Here is a 19,707-nt window from a genome sequence, read left to right on the forward strand (position 1 = left end):
TCGTTGGTTTCGACTTCGTCTCGGGGCCGCCGGCGGCGATCCACCGCTGTCAAATGTCGGGCTACCGCAATAGGCTGTGCCCCATGGCAGCTGCGAAGCGCGAACCCAAAGTCGTCGTCCTCGGTGGCGGTTCCTGGGGGACCACGGTGGCGTCCATTTGTGCACGGCGGGTGCCGACGTTGCAATGGGTGCGCTCGGAGGCGACCGCAAGCGACATCAACGACAATCACCGCAATAGCCGCTATCTCGGCAACGACGTCGTGCTCAGCGAGACGCTGCGCGCCACCACCGATTTTTCCGAAGCCGCCAACAGCGCAGACGTCGCAGTGATGGGAGTGCCCTCGCACGGCTTCCGGGGTGTGCTTACCGAGCTGAGCAAGGAACTGCGCCCTTGGGTGCCGGTGGTGTCCCTGGTCAAGGGGCTCGAGCAGGGCACCAACATGCGGATGTCGCAAATCATCGAAGAGATCCTGCCCGGTCATCCGGCGGGCATCCTCGCCGGTCCCAACATCGCCCGAGAAGTCGCCGAGGGCTATGCGGCCGCGGCGGTTCTGGCCATGCCTGATCAATATCTGGCAACCCAGCTGGCAGCATTTTTCCGGACCCGGCGCTTCCGGGTGTACACCACCGATGACGTCATCGGCGTCGAAATGGCCGGGGCTCTCAAGAATGTGTTTGCCATCGCCGCCGGTATGGGCTACTCGCTGGGCATCGGCGAGAACACGCGGGCGCTGGTGATCGCCCGCTCGTTGCGCGAAATGACCAAACTCGGCGTCGCGATGGGGGGCGACACCGAGACCTTCCCCGGATTGGCCGGTCTGGGCGATCTGATCGTCACCTGCACCAGCCAGCGCAGCCGCAACCGCCACGTCGGCGAACAACTGGGCGCGGGCAAACCCATCGACGAGATCATCGCGTCGATGAACCAGGTCGCCGAGGGTGTCAAGGCGGCCAGCGTGGTCATGGAATTCGCCAACGAGTACGGGCTGAACATGCCCATCGCTCGCGAAGTCGACGCGGTCATCAACCACGGCTCCACCGTCGAACAGGCCTATCACGGCCTGATGCTAGACGAGCCCGGACACGAGGTACACGGCTCAGGGTTCTAGCTTCGCTTGCATGGCCTTCTACCTAGTCAGCGCCTATTCCGCTTGAAATCTGCGTTCGGTATGCGGGCTGCGCGCCAGCTTGACCCCTGTTTAGCTGCCCGAATACTGTCAAGGGCAGTGTCGGGCGCCTGCAGAATACCTTCACCCGAATGTATTCGCCGGTGCGCCAACGACTTACGAGTAAGTGACCAAGGTAGTGCGGGGCGCGGTGTCGGACCGTCCCCGCAATGCCCAGACAGGGGAATTACCGATGCAGCCCACCGAACCACACCACAGCCAGGCCCCGGACAAGGGCCCGCAAGTGTCGCGTACTGACCGACTGCGATCCATCATCCGGCACGACTTGCCGTCGTCGCTGGTGGTCTTTCTGATCGCACTGCCGCTGTCGGTGGGGATCGCGATCGCTTCGGACGCACCGGTGCTCTCGGGCCTGATCTCGGCAGTCGTCGGAGGAATCGTCCTCGGATTCATCGGTGGGTCACCGTTGTCGGTGAGCGGTCCGGCGAACGGGTTGATGGTCGTTACCGCCGGTCTGGTCGCCCAGTTCGGTTGGCGGGCGACGTGTCTGATCACCGTGGCCGCCGGTGTCCTGCAGCTCATCTTGGGGCTCAGCCGGATTGCCCGAGCGGTACTGGCGATCTCGCCGGTCGTCGTGCACGCGATGCTGGCCGGCATCGGAATCACGATCGCACTTCAACAAACACACGTCCTGCTGGGCGGGGAGTCGCACAGCACCTCGTGGGAAAACGTCGTTCAGCTGCCAGGACAAATCATCGGCGCGCACAAGCCAGGTATGTTCCTGGGCGTGTTGGTGATCGCCATCATGGTCGCCTGGCGCTGGGCCCCGGCCAAACTGGCTCCGGTTCCAGGTCCGCTGGTCGCCATCGTGATCGCCACCATCATCTCGGTGGTGTTCCCGTTCGAGTTGGCCCGGATCTCGCTCACCGGGTCGCCGCTGGACGCGTTCCAGTTGCCGGGCCTTCCCGACGGGAAGTGGGGCGCCTTCGCGGTCAGCGTTCTCACCGTTGCCTTCATAGCCACCGTCGAGAGCCTGCTGGCATCGGTGTCGATCGACAGGATGCACCACGGTGCGCCCACCAACTTCAACCGCGAGTTGACCGGACAGGGCGTCGCAAACATCACCTCCGGGATGATCGGCGGCCTCCCGATCGCCGCCGCCATCGTCCGTAGCTCCGCGAATGTGCAATCGGGCGCCAAAAGCCGCGCCTCGACGATCATGCACAGCGTCTGGATCCTCGTTTTCACGCTGTTTTTTGCCGGGTTGATCCAGCAGATCCCCACCGCCGCACTTGCCGGCCTGCTCGTCTTCGTCGGGATCAGGCTGCTGCAGCCCGCCCATATCGAAACCGCCATGCGAAACGGGGACCTGGCCGTCTACCTGGTGACCGTCGTCGGTGTCGTATTCCTCAATCTCATGCAGGGCGTGTTAATCGGACTCGTCCTGGCCATCGCGCTGACCGCATGGCGGGTCATGTGGTTCCGGATCCACGCCCAGCCCGCCGGTGACGAATGGCACGTGGTCGTTGAAGGGGCGGCCACCTTCCTCTCCCTACCCCGGCTGACCCAGGTGCTGGCGTCCATTCCCGCGGGCAAGACGGTCAACGTCACCATGTCGGTCATCTACCTCGATCACGCCGCGCATCAGGCGATTGCCGACTGGCAGCGACGGCATCAAGCGACGGGAGGGGTGGTGCACATCCACGGTGGGGTCCATACCGGCCACCGTGCTCGCCGGGCGATGGACGACCTCATCGACGCTGAAGGACCCGAAACGGCGGCATAGCGAGGGACTCTAGAGCGAAGGCCGGATTATCGCTGGCTTGTGGCAGGCTAATGCATTCGGGCTTGGGAGCGTGGGTGCGCCGAAAAAATTTGCGTTCGCTATGCAGCTAGCGCGTCCGGTTGACCCTTGCTTCGCCGGCAAAATACCGTCGAACTCCGTAGCCAACGGGTGCCAGCCTCAAACATTGGAGTTTGGGTAGGTTTATCAGCCTGTGCGCCAACCTTTTACGACTACGTTATGTAATTCGGGGCGGGATCATCGGAACGTCCACCACGGAAACGAGGGAGCGACCGATGCAACACACAAAATGCCGAGGCAAGCCGTGCCTTGACCGCGGCGATCAGGTTGACCCAGGCAGCCAAGCGCAGTCACGAACCGATCGAGTTCGATCGGTCATCCGTCACGACCTGCCGTCTTCGCTTGTTGTTTTCCTGGTCGCGCTGCCGTTGTCATTGGGCATCGCCATCGCATCCGATGCACCGGTACTGGCAGGTCTGATTGCCGCGATTGTCGGCGGAATCGTCGGCGGAGCTGTCGGCGGATCACCGCTGCAGGTAAGTGGGCCCGCTGCCGGGCTGACCGTGGTCGTCGCCGATCTCATTGCCCAATTCGGTTGGGGATTAACCTGTTTCATCACCGCGATCGCAGGACTCATGCAAGTCCTGTTGGGGCTCAGTCGTGTTGCCCGGGCCGCCCTTGCAATCTCGCCCGTGGTCGTGCATGCGATGCTGGCCGGCATCGGGATCACCATCGCGCTTCAGCAAACGCACGTGCTGCTCGGCGGCGAGTCCCATAGTTCGGCCTGGGACAACGTCGTTGAGCTGCCTGCGCAGATTCTCGGCGCTCACACGCCCGGAGTGATACTGGGCCTACTGGTGATCGCCATCATGGTCGCCTGGCGCTGGGCCCCCGCCAAGGCGGCCGCCGTTCCCGGTCCGCTGGTGGCCATCGTGGCGGTCACCGTCGTCTCGGTAGTGTTTCCGTTTCACGTGTCGCGGATCGCGCTTGAGGGTTCACTGCTGGATGCACTGCAACGTCCGGCAATTCCGCACGGAAACTGGGGTGCCGTCGCGATCGGCGTCATCACGGTCACGCTTATCACCAGTGTCCAAAGCCTGCTGACGGCGGTCGCAACGGACAGGATGCACAGTGGCCCGCGCTCCGAACTGGACCGCGAGTTGATCGGGCAGGGCGCCTCGAACATGGTGTCGGGAGCGATTGGCGGCCTTCCGATCGCCGGCGTCATCGTCCGCACGTCCGCAAATATCAAGGCAGGAGCCAAGACTCGCGCGTCGACGATTTTGCACGGATTCTGGGTGATGTTGTTTGCCCTTCCGTTCGCAGGTCTCATCGAGCTGATTCCCAGTGCCGCGCTCGCCGGGCTACTCATCGTCATCGGAATTCAGCTACTGCAGCCGGCGCACATCGAAACCGCGGTCAAAACCGGCGATTTCGCCATCTACCTGGTGACCATTGTCGCCGTCGTATTCCTCAATCTCCTGCATGGGGTGATGATCGGGCTTGTTCTGGCCGTCGCGATGACTGGATGGCGGGTGATACGGGCCAAGATAGACGCTCACCCGATTGGCGACGAATGGCGTGTGGTAGTCGAGGGGACCTGCACCTTCCTGGCGCTGCCCCGACTGACGCAGGTGCTGGCCACTATCCCGGAACGCACCACAGTCACGCTTCATATCGCGGTCAACTACCTCGACGACGCGGCGCACCAAGCGATTACAGACTGGCAGCGCCGGCACCACGCCACCGGCGGGAATGTGCACGTCCACGGTGGCCTCACGAGGGGCCATTCGTCGCGTAAAACACCACTAATCGAAGGGGAAGCGTCCGAAGCTGCCGCCTGATTGACGATCTGCCAGCTTCTGAACTATCCATTGATTCATCGAAACACGTTGTTCGGCAGCCTCAATGGCAAGGCGGGCGTGGAGCGCCGGTGAGGTCCTGATCATCAGGGTTCCGCTGTAAGAACGTTCGCTTAGTGGCGTCGGCGCTTCCTCGCCGCACCCGCGCAGGGTAGACACATGCTGATCGACGGCGTCCTCGATAGCGGCGATCGCTTCCTGCGCTGTCGGCGCCCGCCCCGTCAGGTATGGCATTTCGATGCAGGTACCGATGTGTTCGTCGTATTCGGGGCACCATTGCACGCGATAGGTGTATCGGTTCATGCCGGATTGGTAGCATATGCGCTCGCGGTCCGGCATTCACCCGGGGCCGCCCCCGCTCCCCGCTCCCCGCTCCCCGCTCCCCGAAGGAATAGCCCCAGCAAACCTGATAGCGCGGGCGCTAGCGGATTCGAAAAGGCGCACATGGTGCCCACACCGAATTGGCTCTCCCGGGAAATAGGACTCCGCCAAACCTGATAGCGCAGGCGCTATCACAATGAGACTCATTAACCGCGTGCCATTGCCTCCAAGCGGCGGATGCGGTCCTCGATCGGCGGGTGCGTCGAGAACAGCGACCCGATCCGCTCGCCCGCCCGGAACGGGTTGGCGATCATCAGGTGCGCCTGGCTGGCCAGTTGCGGCTCCGGCGGCAACGGAGCCATCTGCACGCCGCCGGAGATCTTGCGCAAAGCCGACGCCAATGCCAACGGGTCACCGGTCAAGACGGCACCCGATTCGTCGGCCTGGTATTCGCGGGACCGCGACACCGCCAACCGCACCACCGTCGCGGCGATCGGGCCCAGCAATGAAACCAGAAGCAATGCAAAAGGATTGCTGTTTTCCCGGTTGCCACCGAACATGCCCATCCACATGGCCATGTTGGCCAGGGCGGTGATCACCGACGCCAGCGCGCCGGCGATACAGGAGATCAGGATGTCGCGGTTGTAGACGTGCGACAGCTCGTGGCCCAGCACGGCGCGCAATTCTCGCTCGTTGAGGATCTGCAGGATGCCGGTGGTGCAGCACACCGCGGCATTGCGTGGGTTGCGGCCGGTGGCGAACGCGTTGGGCGCCGCGGTGTCGCTGATGTACAGCCGCGGCATGGGCTGGTGGGCGGCGGTGGCCAGCTCGCGCACGATCCGGTACATCACCGGCGCCTGCAGCTCGGAGACCGGCTGCGCATGCATGGCCCGCAGGGCCAGCTTGTCGCTGTTGAAGTAGACGTAGACGTTCATCCCGACGGCGAACAGCACCGCCAGCCACATTGCCGTCGTACCGAACAGCCGGCCGGCGAACACGATCATCGCTGACATAACGACCAACAGCAGGAACGTCTTCAGCCTGTTGGCGTGCGAATGCCAGGTCATCAGTGTGTGTCCTCCTACGAACACCTCGGCTTGCCGATTTACTGCTGACTCAACGCCCGGAAGGGTCCGCCGGGTTCCGCGGGACCGATAATCGCTCTTAGCCGTGCCGGCTGACGGTGTAGTCGACCAGCGCCGCCAGTGCCCGCCGGCCCGGAACATCGGGCAGCAGGTCCAGCTCGTGACGCGCCGCGGCGGCGTATTGGCCTAGCACTTCCTTGGCCTTGGCCATCCCCGGCGACGCGCGCAACAGCGCCAGCGCCTCGAGCACCGCGTCGTCGTCGTGGATGGGTCCGGCCAGCAGCGCACGCAGGCGCGCGCCGTCGGGCCCGGTGTCGCGCAGCGCGTAGAGCATCGGCAGCGTGCGCACGCCTTCGCGCAGATCGGTGCCGGGCACCTTTCCGGACTCGTCGGAGTCGCTGTCGATGTCGATGATGTCGTCGGCGATCTGAAACGCGGTGCCGACGATGCCGCCCAGGCGGCTCAGCCGCTCGACCTGATCACCGTCGGCTCCGGAGAACATGGCACCGAACCGGCCCGCGGCCCCGATCAGGCTGCCGGTCTTCTCGTGCACCACCGTCAGGTACTGCTCGATCAGGTCCACTCCTTCCGGGGCGCCGCGAGTCTCGCGCATCTGACCGGTCACCAGGGCAGCGAAGGTGTCGGCGACGATCCGCACCGCGGCCGGTCCCAACCGCGACACCAGCCGCGACGCCGTCGCCAGCAGATAGTCGCCGGCCAGAATGGCGACGTTGTTGCCCCAGCGCGCGTTGGCGCTGGGGGCCCCACGGCGGACCTCGGCCTCGTCCATCACGTCGTCGTGGTAGAGCGTCGCCAGGTGGATCAGCTCGACGACCGCGCCGGCGATGATCACTTCCTCGGCCTCCGGGTCCGGCCCGACCTGGGCCGACAGCACGGTGAACAGCGGCCGGAACCGCTTACCCCCGGCCTTGAACAGGTGCAGGAGCGAGTCGACCATCACCACATCGGCGCTGCGCAACTCGGTGTCCATGAGCTGCTCGATCCGCGCGACACCGGCACGCACAGCCGTGGCGAATCGGGCGTCACCGAAGTCGACGCCTGCCACCACCGTCGCCGGAGTTCCCATTCGACCAACATACTGGTGAGCATGAAGACCCGAGCCGACCTGGTAGTCGTGGGCGCCGGACCGGCCGGGTCGGCGGCGGCGGCCTGGGCCGCCCGCAGCGGCCGCGACGTCCTCGTCATCGACTCGGCCGGTTTCCCGCGCGACAAAGCCTGCGGTGATGGCCTGACCCCGCGGGCGATCGCCGAACTGGAACGGCTGGGGCTCGGCCGGTGGCTGGCCGGCCGCATCCGCCACCACGGCCTGCGAATGAGCGGATTCGGCGGCGAGGTGGAAATCGCCTGGCCCGGACCGTCCTTCCCGGCGCACAGCAGCGCGGTGGCCCGCACCGAGCTCGACGAGCGCATCCGCAAGGTCGCCGAGGACTGCGGGGCCCGCATGCTGCTGGGCTCGAAAGTCGTTGCGGTGCATTATGACTCGTCGAGACGGGTGGTATCGGTCAGGTTGGCCGACGGTACCGAGGTCGGCTGCGGGCAGTTGGTCGTCGCCGACGGGGCGCGGTCGTCGCTGGGCCGCAAGCTGGGCCGCCGGTGGCATCAGGAGACGGTCTACGGCATCGCCGCCCGCGGTTACCTGACCACCCAGCGCGCCGACGATCCATGGCTCACGTCGCATCTGGAACTACGCTCGCCCGACGGCGCCGTGTTGCCCGGCTACGGCTGGATTTTCCCGCTGGGCAACGGCGAGGTGAACATCGGCGTGGGCGCGCTGTCGACCACCAAACGACCGGCCGAGCTGGCGCTGCGGCCGCTGATGTCGTACTACACCGACCTGCGCCGCGACGAATGGGGCTTTCCCGGCGAGCCGCGGGCGGTGGCGTCGGCGCTGCTGCCGATGGGCGGCGCGGTATCCGGAGTGGCCGGGCCGAATTGGATGCTGATCGGCGACGCCGCGGCGTGCGTCAACCCACTCAACGGCGAAGGCATCGACTACGGGCTCGAAACCGGGCGGCTGGCCGCCGAAGTGCTGGACGCACGCGACCTGTCCCGGCTGTGGCCGTCGCTGCTGCACGACCACTACGCCCGGGGATTCTCGGTGGCACGCAGGCTGGCGTTGTTGCTGACCTTCCAGCGGTTCCTGCCAACGACCGGTCCCGTCGCGATGCGCTCCACCAGACTGATGACGATCGCCGTGCGGGTGATGGCCAACCTGGTTACCGACGACGACGCCGACTGGGTGGCGCGGGTGTGGCGCGGCGCCGGGCGAGCGTCGCGGCTGATCGATCGCCGGCCGCCGTTCAGTTGAGCCCTGCGGTGCGTGTGACGAGGTGTATAGTCCGGCTAATGAAGGGAACGGGGCTGGCTCTTATCGCCTCCACGGCCGCGCTGGCGGTGGCTGCCATCTCACTGGCCGCACCCGCACAGGCCGACGACTACGACTATACGTTCAAGCAAACCGTCAACGGTTTCGGCGTTTACGGCCCGCAGGATCAGCTCGCGTGGCTGGCCAAGATCAGCTGCGAGCGGCTGGAACGGGGCGTCGACCACACTGCCTACAACTCGGCGACCTTCCTGCAGCGCAACCTGCCGCGCGGGACCACCCAGGGGCAGGCGTTGCAATTCCTGGGTGCCGCGATCGACCACTACTGCCCCGAGCAGGTCGGCGTCCTGCAACGGGCCGGCACCAGCTAATCGGGTTCGCCGGGCTTGTACCCGGCATGCAGCGCCACGATTCCGCCGGTCAGGTTGCGCCACCGCACCGCCGACCAACCGGCCCGCGAAATGTGGCCTGCCAGGCTCGCCTGGTCCGGCCAGGCCCTGATCGACTCCGCGAGGTACACGTAGGCGTCGGGGTTGCTGGACACCGCCCGCGCCACCCGCGGCAACGCCCGCATCAGGTATTCCTTGTACACCGTGGCGAACAATGCGCTTGTGGGCGTGGAGAATTCGCACACCACCAACTGGCCGCCGGGCCGGGTGACGCGGGCCATCTCGCGCAGCGCGGCCGGGAAGTCGGCCACATTGCGCAGCCCGAAACTGATGGTGACCGCGTCGAATACCCCGTCGGCGAACGGCAGCCGGGTCGCGTCGCCGGCGACCTTGGGCACCCTGCGGCCGCCACCGGCGGCCAGCATCCCGACCGAGAAGTCGGCCGCCACACACCATGCGCCGGACTTCGCCAGCTCCACGGTGGAAACCGCCGTGCCTGCGGCCAGGTCCAGCACCGTGTCGCCGGGCCCGATCCGCAACGCCGACCGGGTGGCGCGCCGCCAGGACCGGTCCCGGCCCAGCGACAGCACGGTGTTGGTCAGGTCGTAACGACGGGCGACACCGTCGAACATCGACGCGACGTCGCGGGGATTCTTGTCCAGGGCCGCGCGACTCACCAGCCAGACGCTACCCCCTCAGGCGGACTGCGAACTGCCGGCGCCGTTCGTCCGGCCACACCGCCCCCGTGACCACGGTTGCCAGCGTGGGCCCGTCAAGCGCGTATCACCCGGGCAGGCCGTCGTCGCCGGTCGCCCCGGTCTGACCGGCCTGGCCAGCAACGCCGCTCATCAACCCCGCTCCGGCGAAACCTCCGGGCCCCGGGTTGCCGCCGGTGCCGCCGGTACCCGCGCTGCCGCCGGCGACCGATGCGCCAGCTTGGCCCCAAAGCCCGCCTGCCCCGCCAATACCGCCGCTTCCGCCGTTGCCGCCGGCACCTCCGGTGCCGCCGTTGCCGCCGTTGCCGCCATTACCGCCGGCACCGGCCAGGTTCCCGACAACCAAGCCGGTGTTGCCGCCGCCGCCGCCGTTGCCGCCCATGCCGCCCTTGCCGCCACCGCCAGCGTTCCCCGCGATGCCACCGGCGCCGCCATCACCAATCAGGAAGCCACCGTCGCCGCCGGCACCGCCGGCGCCGCCGGTGCCGCCACTGCCCCCGATCCCTCCGACACCCCCGAATCCACCCGCTCCGCCGTTACCGTTGGCGCCTCCGCCCGCGGCGGGTCCGGCGCCGCCGCTGCCACCCTGACCACCGGCACCGGCGTTCGCTCCGGCGCCACCGGATCCGGCGACACCACCCGCGCCGCCGGATCCGCCATTGCCGATCAGTAGGCCGCCGTGACCGCCCGCGCCTCCGGCACCTCCGGAGCCGCCGGACCCACCCGCGGCGCCAACACCGCCCGGCCCGCCCGAACCGCCACCGCCGCCCACGAAGCCTGTGTATAAGAGACAGCCATTCTGGCCAGGCATGATGGCGTTGCCACCGGCCCCACCGGTCCCACCGGCGCCGTACAACAATCCGCCGCTACCGCCATTGCCCCCGGGCGCACCCGGCGCGCCCAGACCACCGCTGCCGCCGGAACCGAACAAACCGGCGTCACCGCCGTTGCCGCCACCGGGATGAGTGCCGCCGCCGGATCCGCCGCTGCCGCCGTTGCCGAACAGCAGCCCGCCGGCCCCGCCGTTTTGCCCGGTCCCGGGCGCCCCACTGGCACCATCACCGATCAGCGGGCGTCCCAGTAGCAGCTGTGTGGGCGTATTGATCACACCCAGTACCTGCTGCTCAAGGACCTGCAGGGGTGAGACGTTGGCGGCTTCAGCGGCCGCATAGGCATTCCCGGCAGCAGTGACGGCCTGGGCGAATTGGCCATGAAACGCCGCCAGCCGGGCGCTCAGCACCTGGTAGTTCTGGGCATGCGCAGCAAACAGCGCCGCGATGGCCGCCGACACCTCGTCAGCACCCGCCGCCGCCAACGCCGTTGTCGGCGCGGCCGCCGCGGCGCTGGCCGCACTGACTACCGACCCGATGCCCGCCAAATCCGTTGCGGCAGCTGTCACCAGCTGTGGTATGGCGGTCACATACGACACCATGCCGATCCTCCTCGCCAGCCCCCGAACACGCCGATGCTATCGCCGTGCCGGGTTGTGCATCGGCAAATTGAGCAACCAGGCGCCCAATGCCGCGACACGAGAAGGACACCGACCGTCGAAACCTGAAACGTGCCTTAGGCGCGGTGCATTCGCCACACCGAATCGCGCGCCCGCGCAGCTGGCGACAGCACCGCCTCGTAGTGGCCCAGCAGCTCGTCGCAGAGCACCGGCCAACCGCGGCCCAGCACGCTGCGCCGCGCCGCGAGTGCGTAGCGGTGGCGTTGCGAGACCAGGTGGGCGACGGCGGCCGGCAATCGGGCCTCGAATTCGGTGACCGGCAGCAGCAACCCGGTGCGGTTGGGAACAACCAGGTCGCGGGGGCCGCCGGCGTCGGGGGCGATCACCGGCAGCCCCGACGCCAGCGCTTCCTGCACGACCTGGCAGAACGTCTCGTGTTCGCCGGGATGCACGAAGACGTCCATGCTGGCATATGCTCGCGCGAGTTCGTCACCGTGCAGAGCTCCGGTGAAAAGTGCTGTGGGCATTGCCGATTCGAGTTTCCGACGGTCGACTCCGGCGCCGACGATCACCAGCCGCACCGCGCCGGAGGCACTCAGGGACGCGAGCCGCTCGACATGCTTCTCGGGGGCCAGACGGCCGACGAAGCCGACGATCGGCCGGCCGTCCGGCGACCATTGCCGGCGCAGCGCCTCGTCGCGGGCGGACGGCACGAACCGGAGCAGGTCGACTCCGCGTCCCCACCGGTAGACCCGCGGGATGCCCTGGGCGGCAAGGTCTTCCATGGTTGCCGTGGATGGCGCCAGGGTGCGGTCGGCAAGACCGTGCAGATGGCGAAACCAGGCCCACGCGGCGCGCGACGTCAGCGGAATGCCGTAGCTGGACGCGAAACCCGGTACGTCGGTCTGGTATACCGCAACCGTGGGCACGCCCAGACGGCGGGCCGCGCGCAGCCCGCCGTAGCCCAGCAGCGCCGGTGACGCCAGATGCACCACGTCGGGGCCGAAGCCGCGCAGCACCCGAAGGATTCGCGGGGCCGGCACACCCAGGGGCAGCGTGGTCACTTTGGGGAACATCCGCGCCGGCACCCGGTGGACCCGGACACCGTCGTGCAAACGGTCGGCGCGTGGCTCACCGGGCGGGTTGTCCGGGGCGATGACGAGGGCCTCATGACCGGTGCGGCGCAGGTGCTCGAGGATGCGCAGCACCGAGTTGCTGACACCGTTGACGTTGGGCAAAAACGACTCGGCGACAATCGCAACGCGCACCCGGCCACGGTGTCAGGCGATATTGTCGGCAAGGTTTCCGACGGGCATACGCGGCGCGAAAACTAGCCGCAGGGTGGGATGTTCAGGTGCTTGTCCAGCCGCCGATCGAGCAGGGCCAGACCGATCAGCGCGACTGTGGCGGCCAGCCAGGCCACGACCGCGATGGATCCGGCGGGGATGATCGCCAGCCCGGCGTTGCGGTGCTGTACCCGGACCAGATTGGGATCCTTCTTGTTGTATTCGACGTAGATCCGCATGCCGGTGGCCAGCTCGGACGGATACAGCACGCCGAGTTCGGGCCGATAGGTCACCCGTTCGGGCGTGACGAACTCGATGGTGGACCGGCGCGGCCCGGCGCTGAGCACCTCGGCCTGCGCCACCCCCATGTTGCGTTGGATGGCCAGGTCGTTACGCCAGGCGCCGGCCACCAACAGCACCGACTGCAGCGTGACCAAGGCGGCGACGATCAGCACGGCGATGCGGACCCACCGCACCACCCGACGCCGCCAGGTATCCGCCAGTTCTTCGCTGGTTCCGTGAATCAGGATGCGCAGCAACTTTTTTGGCGAGATCACAGCGCCGCCTTGATGGCGGCGTGCAATTGCCGCAGCGACGACCGGTCCGCCTTGACCTCGAGCACCCGCAGACCCGGGTTGGGTTCGTCCAGCGCGGCCCTCAGCTGCTCGGCCTCGATCTGGCGGCTCTCCACGTGGTAGGCGCGACACAGCGCGCCCACGTCGACGTCGTGGGGGGTGCCGAAGATCCGCGACGACACGTCGGAGAACCGCGGGTCACCCGGCTCGAGCAGTTCAAAGATGCCGCCGCCGTTGTCGTTGGACACCACGATCGTCAGCCGCTGCGGGGTGGGTTCGGTGGGGCCGATCAACAGCCCAGAGCTGTCGTGGACGAACGTCAGGTCGCCGATCAGTGCGATGGTGCGTCCCTGGCGCGCGGTCGCGGGAGCCCGCTCGAATGCCAGAGCCGCCCCGATGGCCGTAGACACGGTGCCGTCGATGCCGGCGACGCCGCGGTTGGACCGGACCAGAATGCCCCGGGTATTCAGCCCGACCAGCGCCGCGTCGCGCACCGGGTTGGACGCCCCGAGAACCAGCTGGTCACCGGGCCGCAGTGTGTCGGCCACCGCCGCGGCGACGTGCAGGCCGGTGGTCAGCGGGTGGGCCGCCAGCTGCTCGCGCACCGCGGCCAGCGCATGGCGATTCAGCTGCGCGCAGCGGCGCAGCCACTTCGGGTTGGGTGTGCCGGTGACGACCGCCCGGGTGCCGGTGGCCTGCGAGTTGCCCGAGACGTCCGGCCAGCGCGGCCCGGTGGTCAGCGCGTAGACCGGCACTTCCGGGTTGGCCAGCAGCGCCGACACCGGGCGATGCAGCGTCGGGCGGCCCAGCATGATCACCTGCTGGGGACGCAGCAGCGGCAGGGTGAGCGGATGCAACGGGTTGGGTGCATAGGGCGCGGTCGGTTCGGCGACGGTAGGCAACTCCGCCAGATTGGGGTGCACCCCGGCACCGTGCCCGGCGATGACGACGGTATCTGCCGACACGTCGATGTCCAGCGGCTGATCGAAGGTCACGGGCGGCGTGTGGGTCCAGGGTCTGCCGTCGAGACGGCCCGGTGGGGTAGCGACGCTCAGGTGTTCCGGATCGGGCACCAGGGGCTCGCGCAGCGGGATGTCGAAATGCACCGGTCCGGCGTTGGCGCTACGAGAACCCTTGGCGGCCACCAGCACCCGGCAGGTCGCCGATCGCCAGGTCGCGTTGAAGGCGGGCAGGCGTTCGGGCGCGTCCTCGGCCAGGCCCAGGCTGATGGTGGCGCGGACTTGCGTGCCGAAGTAGCCCAGCTGCTCCATGGTCTGGTTGGCGCCGGTGCCCAGGAGTTCGTAGGGCCGGTTGGCCGAGAGGACGATCAGCGGCACCCGGGCGTAGTTGGCCTCCACCACTGCCGGGCCGAGGTTGGCGACGGCGGTGCCCGACGTCATCGCCACACAGACCGGCGCGCCCGCCGCGACCGCCAGCCCGATCGCCAGATAGCCGGCGGTGCGTTCGTCGATGCGCACGTGCAGCCGAATCCGGCCGGACCGGTCGGCGTCCTGCAACGCGAACGCCAGCGGCGCGTTTCGTGACCCCGGACAGAGCACCACGTCGCGGACGCCGCCGCGAATCAGCTCGTCGACCACGACGCGGGCCTGGGTCGTCGAGGGGTTCACCAGTACAGGGTGTCACAACCGGCGGTCAAGGCGTTGCGGCCTTGACGCTGGCAAAGAACCTCAGCACCGCGGCGTTGACGGGCTCCGGCCGCTCGAAGAAGCCCAGGTGGCCGGCGTCGGGTATTTGCAGGTAGCGCCCGTTGGGCAGGGCGTCGGCGACCTCGCGTCCCAAATGCGGCGGGGTCACGATGTCGTCGGCGAAGCCGATCACCAGCACCGGCGCGGCGATATTGCGGTAGGCGGGCAACCGGCTGGTCTGCGGCGAGCAGTCCAACTGACACCGAAGTCCCGGTGTCGGCTTGACCGGCCACATGGAGAACATCGCGATCCAATCGGCCACGGCCGTGTCGTCGTTGAGCGTCTTGCGCGAAAAGCTTTCCAGCAGGCGAGCTCTCGCATCGTAGGCGGGCGGCAACTGGGTGCCGGAGTCATACAGCTCGGCCTCGGCGGTGCGGAAGAACTGCCGGGCGCGGTCCAGCCTGCCGCGGGTGGCCATCAACACCGCGGCGCTGACCAGTTCTGGGCGCACCACCATCAACTCCTGGGCGATGTACGAGCCCATCGACACGCTGACGATACGCACCGGGGCGATACCCAGGGATTCGATCAGCGCCGCGGTGTCGCTGACCATGGTCTGGGTGGTAAAGCCCTCGGCGTTCTCGGTGGCGCCGATCCCGCGATTGTCGAAGGTGATGCAGCGGTATCCGGCGGCCAGGAACGCCGGGACTTGGTGAGGATGCCAGGTGCGTCCGGCACCGCCGCGACCGGCGATAAAAAGGACCGGCTCACCGGTCCCTTTGTCGTCGTAAGCCAGGTTGATCACCCGAACGACGGTACAGCAGCGGGTAGCAGGCCCTGATCCGATCGATCCACCATTGCCGCCGGTCAGGCGACGCGGCCAGGGCTTGCAGCCGTGCCGGGTCAGGCGTGACGGGCCCGACCGCCAGACAACCGTCGACGGGCGCTGGGATCTCGGAGACGTCCTCGACGAACAGTCCCCCGGTGCCCAGCCCGCACGCGTGACGGAGCTCGGGCAGGGCCGCGGCCGCGGTGAGGCCCTGACTGATGCCGACGGCCGAATCCAGCGCGCTGGAGATCACCACCGGGATGTCGAGCTGCGCGGCGATGTGCAGCACCGCCGAAACCCCGCCCAGCGGAGCGACTTTGAGCACCGCGATATCGGCGGCCCCGGCGCCGGCGACGGCCAAGGGGTCGTCGGCCTTGCGGATGGATTCGTCGGCGGCGATCGGCACGTCGATCCGCCGGCGCAATTCAGCGAGTTCGGCGATGGTGGCGCAGGGTTGTTCGAGGTATTCCAGCGGCCCGTCAGCCGTCAGCGCGGCAGCCGCCTCGACGGCCTCGGTGACGCTCCAACCGCCATTGGCGTCCACCCGCACCGCCGGGACCAGTTCCCGCACCGCGTTGACCCGCGCGACGTCGTCGGCCAGGCGCTGCCCGGGCTCGGCGACCTTCACCTTGGCGGTGCGGGCGCCTGGGAACCGGGCCAGCACCTGCGGCACCTCGGCGGCGGCGACGGCCGGAACGGTGGCGTTGATCGGGATGCGGTCGCGTCGCAGCGGCGGCGGCTCGCGGTAGGCGGCCTCGACAGCCGAAGCCAGCCAGGCGGCGGCTTCTCGGGGCTGATATTCCAGGAATGGCCCGAACTCCCCCCACCCGGCCGGGCCGTCGATCAACGCCACCTCGCGGATGGTGATGCCGCGGAAGCGCACCCGCATGGGCAGTGCCACGACGTGCACGCGGTCCAGCAAGTCCGCCAGCGCGGGCGTCACTGCCGATAGACCTGCCGGCCCGCCAGAAACGTCGCCCGCACCTCGAGGTCGGCGATCTCCTCGGGCGGAACCGTCCGCGGATCCGCCGACAGCACCACCAGGTCCGCGTACTTGCCGACCTCCAGCGAGCCCACGACGTCGTCGGCGAACATCTGCCAGGCGGGATCGAGGGTCTGCGCGCGGATCGCCTGCTCGACCGTCAAACACTCCTCGGGGCCCAGCACCCGACCGCTGGGCGCCACTCTTGTCACGGCCACGCTGATGTTGCGCAGCGGTTCTTCCGGGGTCACCGGTGGATCGTTGTGCAACGAGATCCGCATGCCGGTGGCCACCGCGGACCCGGCCGGCATCCAGCGGGATCCGCGTTCCGGCCCGAACAGGCCGTCGACGACGACGTCACCCCAGTAGTGGATCTGGTCGACGAAGATGCTGCAGGTGACGCCGAGTTCGGCGGCCCGCTGCAGCTGGTCGGGCCGGATGGCGCCGACGTGCTCGAGTCGCAGCCGGTGATCGTCGCGCGGGTGGCGGCGCAGCACGTCTTCGTAGACATCGAGAATGGTGTCGACGCCGGCGTCGCCCTGCACGTGACAGGCCATCTGCCAGCCGTTGGGGAAATAGGCGCCGACGATTTCGGTGAGCTGTTCGCGGGTGTAGTTGGCGCAGCCGCACGAACCCGGTGTCACCCCGATGGTCCGGGTCGCGGGTGTGTCCAGGTAGGGAAAAGACAGGTCGACATTGCCGACATACGGGGAGCCGTCCACCCAGATCTTGATTCCCACCTGACGCACGATGTCGTCGCCCTGGCCGGGTGTGGCGTCGGTGGACATCCGCGCATTGGACATCTCGTAGGTGCGTAACCGCACCGTCAGGTCGTCGCGGACCTGGTCGACCAGTGGCCCGTACGCGGGATCGAAGGCCATTTCCGAGCACATGGTCAGGCCCGCACGGTTGAGCCGGGCACATTCGGCCCGCAGCATCGCCGGGTAGTCGTCGGGCTTGATCGCATCGCCCAGCAGGGGGAACACCGCCCCGATTTCCACGGCGGTGCCGTCGAGCTCCCCATCGGGGTCGCGGCCGTAGCTGGAGCCCTTGGGATCGGGAGTGTCGCGGGTCAGGCCGTTGATCCGGGCCGCGTGCGAATTGAAGAAGGCCTTGTGGCCGGAGTTGTGGATGATTACCAGCGGACCCTCGGGCGCCGTCTCGTCGAGCCAGGCCAGCGTGGGTTCCGGAAGGCCCGACTGCAGCAGCGGGTCCCAGCCGTTGAAGTAGGCGCCCTCGGCTCCCCGTCGAGCGACCTCGCCGCGGATCGCGTCGACGACGGCGTCGGCCCTGCCGATGGTGACCGGACGGATGTCGACGAACCGGTCCGACAGCGCGACCGCCTCCATCAACGGATGGCCATGGGCCTCAACGAAACCCGGCATGACACAGCCCGAACCCAGGTCGATGGTCCGGGTGTCGGGGCCGATGAGCTCGTTGACATCGGACCGGCTCCCGACGGCGACGATCCGGCCGTCAGTGACGGCCAGCGCTTCGGCGGTGGACCGCGCCTCGTCGACGGTGAGCACGGTTCCGGTAATGACGAGATCTGCATGGCCCATGAGCGGCGATCCTAGTGACAACTGCGGCCCGCGAGGGTGCGGTCACCCCGAATTGCAACACGTTCTAGTCTTGCCACATGAGGGACGAGGCGTTGCGCAACCCGGTCCATAACGGTCATCTGCTGGTGGGCGCGCTGAAGCGCCACACGAACAAGCCGGTGCTGTTCCTGGGCGACACCACGCTGACCGGTGGCCAGCTGGCCGACCGGATCAGCCAGTACATCCAGGCCTTCGAGGCGCTGGGTGCCGGTACCGGCGTGGCGGTCGGGCTGCTGTCGCTCAACCGTCCGGAGGTGCTGATGATCATCGGCGCCGGCCAGACCCGCGGCTACCGGCGCACCGCATTGCACCCGCTGGGGTCGCTGGACGATCACGCCTACGTGCTGTCCGACGCCGGGATCAGCTCGCTGATCATCGACCCCAACCCGATGTTCGTCGAGCGCGCGCTGGGGTTGCTGGAAAAGGTGGATTCGCTGAAGCAGATCCTGACCATCGGTCCGGTACCGGACGCCTTGGCAGATGTGGCGGTAGACCTTTCGGCCCAGGCCGCCCAATACGAGCCGCAGCCGTTGGTGCCCGCCGACCTGCCACCGGACCAGGTCATCGGGCTGACCTACACCGGGGGCACCACCGGAAAGCCCAAGGGCGTGATGGGCACCGCGCAGTCGATTTCCACCATGACGTCGATCCAGCTGGCCGAGTGGGAATGGCCGGAAAACCCACGGTTCTTGATGTGTACGCCGTTATCACATGCCGGCGCTGCGTTTTTCACGCCGACGGTGATCAAGGGCGGCGAAATGGTGGTGCTCGGCAAGTTCGACCCGGCCGAAGTGCTGAAAGTCATTGAGGAACAACGCATTACAGCGACGATGCTGGTGCCGTCGATGCTGTACGCGCTGCTGGACCACCCGGATTCACACACCCGGGACCTGTCGTCGTTGCAGACCGTTTATTACGGCGCGTCGGCGATCAACCCGGTGCGGCTGGCCGAGGCGATCGCGCGGTTCGGCCCGATCTTCGCCCAGTACTACGGCCAATCCGAGGCGCCGATGGTGATCACCTACCTGGCCAAGGGCGACCACGATGAGAAGCGGCTGACCTCGTGCGGCCGCCCGACTCTGTTCGCGCGGGTGGCGCTGCTGGGCGAGGACGGCCAGCCGGTGCCGCAGGGCGAGCCGGGCGAGATCTGTGTCAGCGGACCGCTATTGGCCGGTGGCTACTGGAATTTGCCGGACGCGACGGCCGAGACCTTTCGGGACGGCTGGCTGCACACCGGCGACATGGCCCGCGAGGACGAGGACGGCTTCTACTACATCGTCGACCGGGTCAAGGACATGATCGTCACCGGCGGCTTCAACGTGTTCCCCCGCGAGGTCGAAGACGTGGTCGCCGAGCATGCCTTCGTTGCCCAGGTGTGCGTGGTCGGGACGCCCGACGAGAAATGGGGCGAGGCCGTCACCGCGGTGGTGGTGCTGCGCGCCGACGCGCCCCGCGACGACGCCGCTATCGAGGCGATGACCGCCGAGATCCAGGCCGCGGTGAAGGAGCGCAAAGGCTCGGTGCAGTCGCCCAAGCGGGTGGTGGTTGTCGACTCGCTGCCGTTGACCGGGCTGGGCAAGCCGGACAAGAAGGCGGTGCGGGCCCGGTTCTGGGAGGGCGCCGGCCGCGCCGTCGGCTGATTCGTCGCCGAGCGTGACGCTGCAGGCGCGTTCGCGGCCGGGCGTGACTG

At 67.8% G+C, this 19,707-nt stretch carries 16 protein-coding genes and 1 pseudogene; 6 read left to right on the forward strand and 11 right to left on the reverse strand.

The genetic code is table 11. The features are described 5' to 3' along the window. Window positions 1-83 precede the first annotated feature (83 nt). The 3 genes from CDN38_RS09855 (at window position 84) to CDN38_RS09865 (ending at window position 4,775) form a co-directional block, all read left to right on the forward strand. Window positions 84-1,109, forward strand: a complete 1,026-nt coding sequence (locus CDN38_RS09855; protein WP_099318921.1) for an NAD(P)H-dependent glycerol-3-phosphate dehydrogenase — start codon at window positions 84-86, stop codon at window positions 1,107-1,109. A 250-nt stretch (window positions 1,110-1,359) separates the two neighbouring features. After that, window positions 1,360-2,913, forward strand: a complete 1,554-nt coding sequence (locus CDN38_RS09860) for a SulP family inorganic anion transporter (RefSeq protein ID WP_075511813.1) — start codon at window positions 1,360-1,362, stop codon at window positions 2,911-2,913. A 293-nt stretch (window positions 2,914-3,206) separates the two neighbouring features. Further along, a complete protein-coding gene (locus tag CDN38_RS09865; protein ID WP_082277238.1) occupies window positions 3,207-4,775 on the forward strand; it encodes a SulP family inorganic anion transporter in 1,569 nt (522 codons plus the stop codon). Here CDN38_RS09865 and CDN38_RS09870 read toward each other — a convergent pair. From CDN38_RS09870 to grcC1, 3 genes are all read right to left on the reverse strand, one after another. After that, window positions 4,740-5,096: a type II toxin-antitoxin system HicB family antitoxin gene (locus tag CDN38_RS09870; RefSeq protein WP_082277239.1), complete on the reverse strand. Its 357-nt coding sequence runs from the start codon at window positions 5,094-5,096 to the stop codon at window positions 4,740-4,742. The two genes, CDN38_RS09865 and CDN38_RS09870, sit on opposite strands and share 36 nt — an antisense overlap. A gap of 224 nt (window positions 5,097-5,320) precedes the next feature. After that, window positions 5,321-6,181, reverse strand: a complete 861-nt coding sequence (gene htpX / locus CDN38_RS09875) for a zinc metalloprotease HtpX (protein ID WP_075509253.1) — start codon at window positions 6,179-6,181, stop codon at window positions 5,321-5,323. Window positions 6,182-6,278: 97 nt separating this feature from the next. Continuing rightward, window positions 6,279-7,286 (reverse strand): nonaprenyl/(2E,6E)-farnesyl/geranylgeranyl diphosphat synthase, encoded by a 1,008-nt coding sequence (gene grcC1 / locus CDN38_RS09880; protein ID WP_075509252.1) that lies wholly within the window; start codon window positions 7,284-7,286, stop codon window positions 6,279-6,281. 21 nt (window positions 7,287-7,307) lie between these two features. On the opposite strand from grcC1, the gene menJ reads away from it, so the two are divergent. Next, window positions 7,308-8,528: a menaquinone reductase MenJ gene (gene menJ / locus CDN38_RS09885; protein WP_075509251.1), complete on the forward strand. Its 1,221-nt coding sequence runs from the start codon at window positions 7,308-7,310 to the stop codon at window positions 8,526-8,528. 38 nt (window positions 8,529-8,566) lie between these two features. Continuing rightward, window positions 8,567-8,914, forward strand: a complete 348-nt coding sequence (locus tag CDN38_RS09890) for a DUF732 domain-containing protein (RefSeq protein WP_075509250.1) — start codon at window positions 8,567-8,569, stop codon at window positions 8,912-8,914. On the opposite strand, the gene CDN38_RS09895 is transcribed toward CDN38_RS09890, so the two are convergent. The 8 genes and pseudogenes from CDN38_RS09895 to CDN38_RS09930 all read right to left on the reverse strand — a co-directional run bounded on the left by CDN38_RS09895 (window position 8,911) and on the right by CDN38_RS09930 (window position 17,978). After that, window positions 8,911-9,609 carry a demethylmenaquinone methyltransferase gene (locus CDN38_RS09895; RefSeq protein WP_075509249.1) on the reverse strand — a complete coding sequence of 233 codons (699 nt, stop codon included), beginning with the start codon at window positions 9,607-9,609 and terminating at the stop codon, window positions 8,911-8,913. The two genes, CDN38_RS09890 and CDN38_RS09895, sit on opposite strands and share 4 nt — an antisense overlap. Before the next feature lie 106 nt (window positions 9,610-9,715). After that, the gene (locus CDN38_RS09900) at window positions 9,716-11,077 is read right to left on the reverse strand and encodes a PE family protein (protein WP_099319364.1); all 1,362 of its coding nucleotides are present in this window, start codon (window positions 11,075-11,077) and stop codon (window positions 9,716-9,718) included. A 137-nt stretch (window positions 11,078-11,214) separates the two neighbouring features. Next, complete coding sequence (locus CDN38_RS09905; RefSeq protein WP_075513199.1) at window positions 11,215-12,366, reverse strand: glycosyltransferase family 4 protein; 1,152 nt, start codon at window positions 12,364-12,366, stop codon at window positions 11,215-11,217. Window positions 12,367-12,428: 62 nt separating this feature from the next. Further along, window positions 12,429-12,941, reverse strand: coding sequence for a DUF3592 domain-containing protein (locus CDN38_RS09910; RefSeq protein WP_075513200.1), 513 nt, complete (start codon window positions 12,939-12,941; stop codon window positions 12,429-12,431). Beyond that, complete coding sequence (menD, locus tag CDN38_RS09915) at window positions 12,938-14,587, reverse strand: 2-succinyl-5-enolpyruvyl-6-hydroxy-3-cyclohexene-1-carboxylic-acid synthase (RefSeq protein ID WP_075513201.1); 1,650 nt, start codon at window positions 14,585-14,587, stop codon at window positions 12,938-12,940. Before menD ends, CDN38_RS09910 begins: the two co-directional genes overlap by 4 nt. Window positions 14,588-14,612: 25 nt before the next feature. Beyond that, window positions 14,613-15,410, reverse strand: coding sequence for an alpha/beta fold hydrolase (locus tag CDN38_RS09920; protein ID WP_099318923.1), 798 nt, complete (start codon window positions 15,408-15,410; stop codon window positions 14,613-14,615). Continuing rightward, window positions 15,407-16,323 (reverse strand): annotated as a pseudogene (locus tag CDN38_RS09925) (o-succinylbenzoate synthase). The gene CDN38_RS09920 and the pseudogene CDN38_RS09925 overlap by 4 nt, the downstream one beginning before the upstream one ends. A gap of 50 nt (window positions 16,324-16,373) precedes the next feature. Next, window positions 16,374-17,978: an amidohydrolase gene (locus CDN38_RS09930; RefSeq protein ID WP_075513204.1), complete on the reverse strand. Its 1,605-nt coding sequence runs from the start codon at window positions 17,976-17,978 to the stop codon at window positions 16,374-16,376. 77 nt (window positions 17,979-18,055) lie between these two features. Here CDN38_RS09930 and fadD8 point away from each other — a divergent pair, with 77 nt between their 5' ends. Continuing rightward, window positions 18,056-19,657: a fatty-acid--CoA ligase FadD8 gene (fadD8, locus tag CDN38_RS09935; RefSeq protein ID WP_075513205.1), complete on the forward strand. Its 1,602-nt coding sequence runs from the start codon at window positions 18,056-18,058 to the stop codon at window positions 19,655-19,657. The last annotated feature ends 50 nt before the right edge of the window (window positions 19,658-19,707 follow it).

The organism is Mycobacterium ostraviense, from assembly GCF_002705925.1.
In the GTDB taxonomy this organism is placed as follows: Bacteria; Actinomycetota; Actinomycetes; order Mycobacteriales; family Mycobacteriaceae; genus Mycobacterium; species Mycobacterium ostraviense.

Coding starts and splice junctions, on each gene's coding strand:
- CDN38_RS09870 (WP_082277239.1), bottom strand. CDS start 5,096: ATGAACCGATACACCTATCGCGTGCAATGGTGCCCCGAATACGACGAA.
- CDN38_RS09855 (WP_099318921.1), top strand. CDS start 84: ATGGCAGCTGCGAAGCGCGAACCCAAAGTCGTCGTCCTCGGTGGCGGT.
- htpX (WP_075509253.1), bottom strand. CDS start 6,181: ATGACCTGGCATTCGCACGCCAACAGGCTGAAGACGTTCCTGCTGTTG.
- fadD8 (WP_075513205.1), top strand. CDS start 18,056: ATGAGGGACGAGGCGTTGCGCAACCCGGTCCATAACGGTCATCTGCTG.
- menJ (WP_075509251.1), top strand. CDS start 7,308: ATGAAGACCCGAGCCGACCTGGTAGTCGTGGGCGCCGGACCGGCCGGG.
- CDN38_RS09930 (WP_075513204.1), bottom strand. CDS start 17,978: ATGGGCCATGCAGATCTCGTCATTACCGGAACCGTGCTCACCGTCGAC.
- CDN38_RS09865 (WP_082277238.1), top strand. CDS start 3,207: ATGCAACACACAAAATGCCGAGGCAAGCCGTGCCTTGACCGCGGCGAT.
- CDN38_RS09860 (WP_075511813.1), top strand. CDS start 1,360: ATGCAGCCCACCGAACCACACCACAGCCAGGCCCCGGACAAGGGCCCG.
- grcC1 (WP_075509252.1), bottom strand. CDS start 7,286: ATGGGAACTCCGGCGACGGTGGTGGCAGGCGTCGACTTCGGTGACGCC.
- CDN38_RS09890 (WP_075509250.1), top strand. CDS start 8,567: ATGAAGGGAACGGGGCTGGCTCTTATCGCCTCCACGGCCGCGCTGGCG.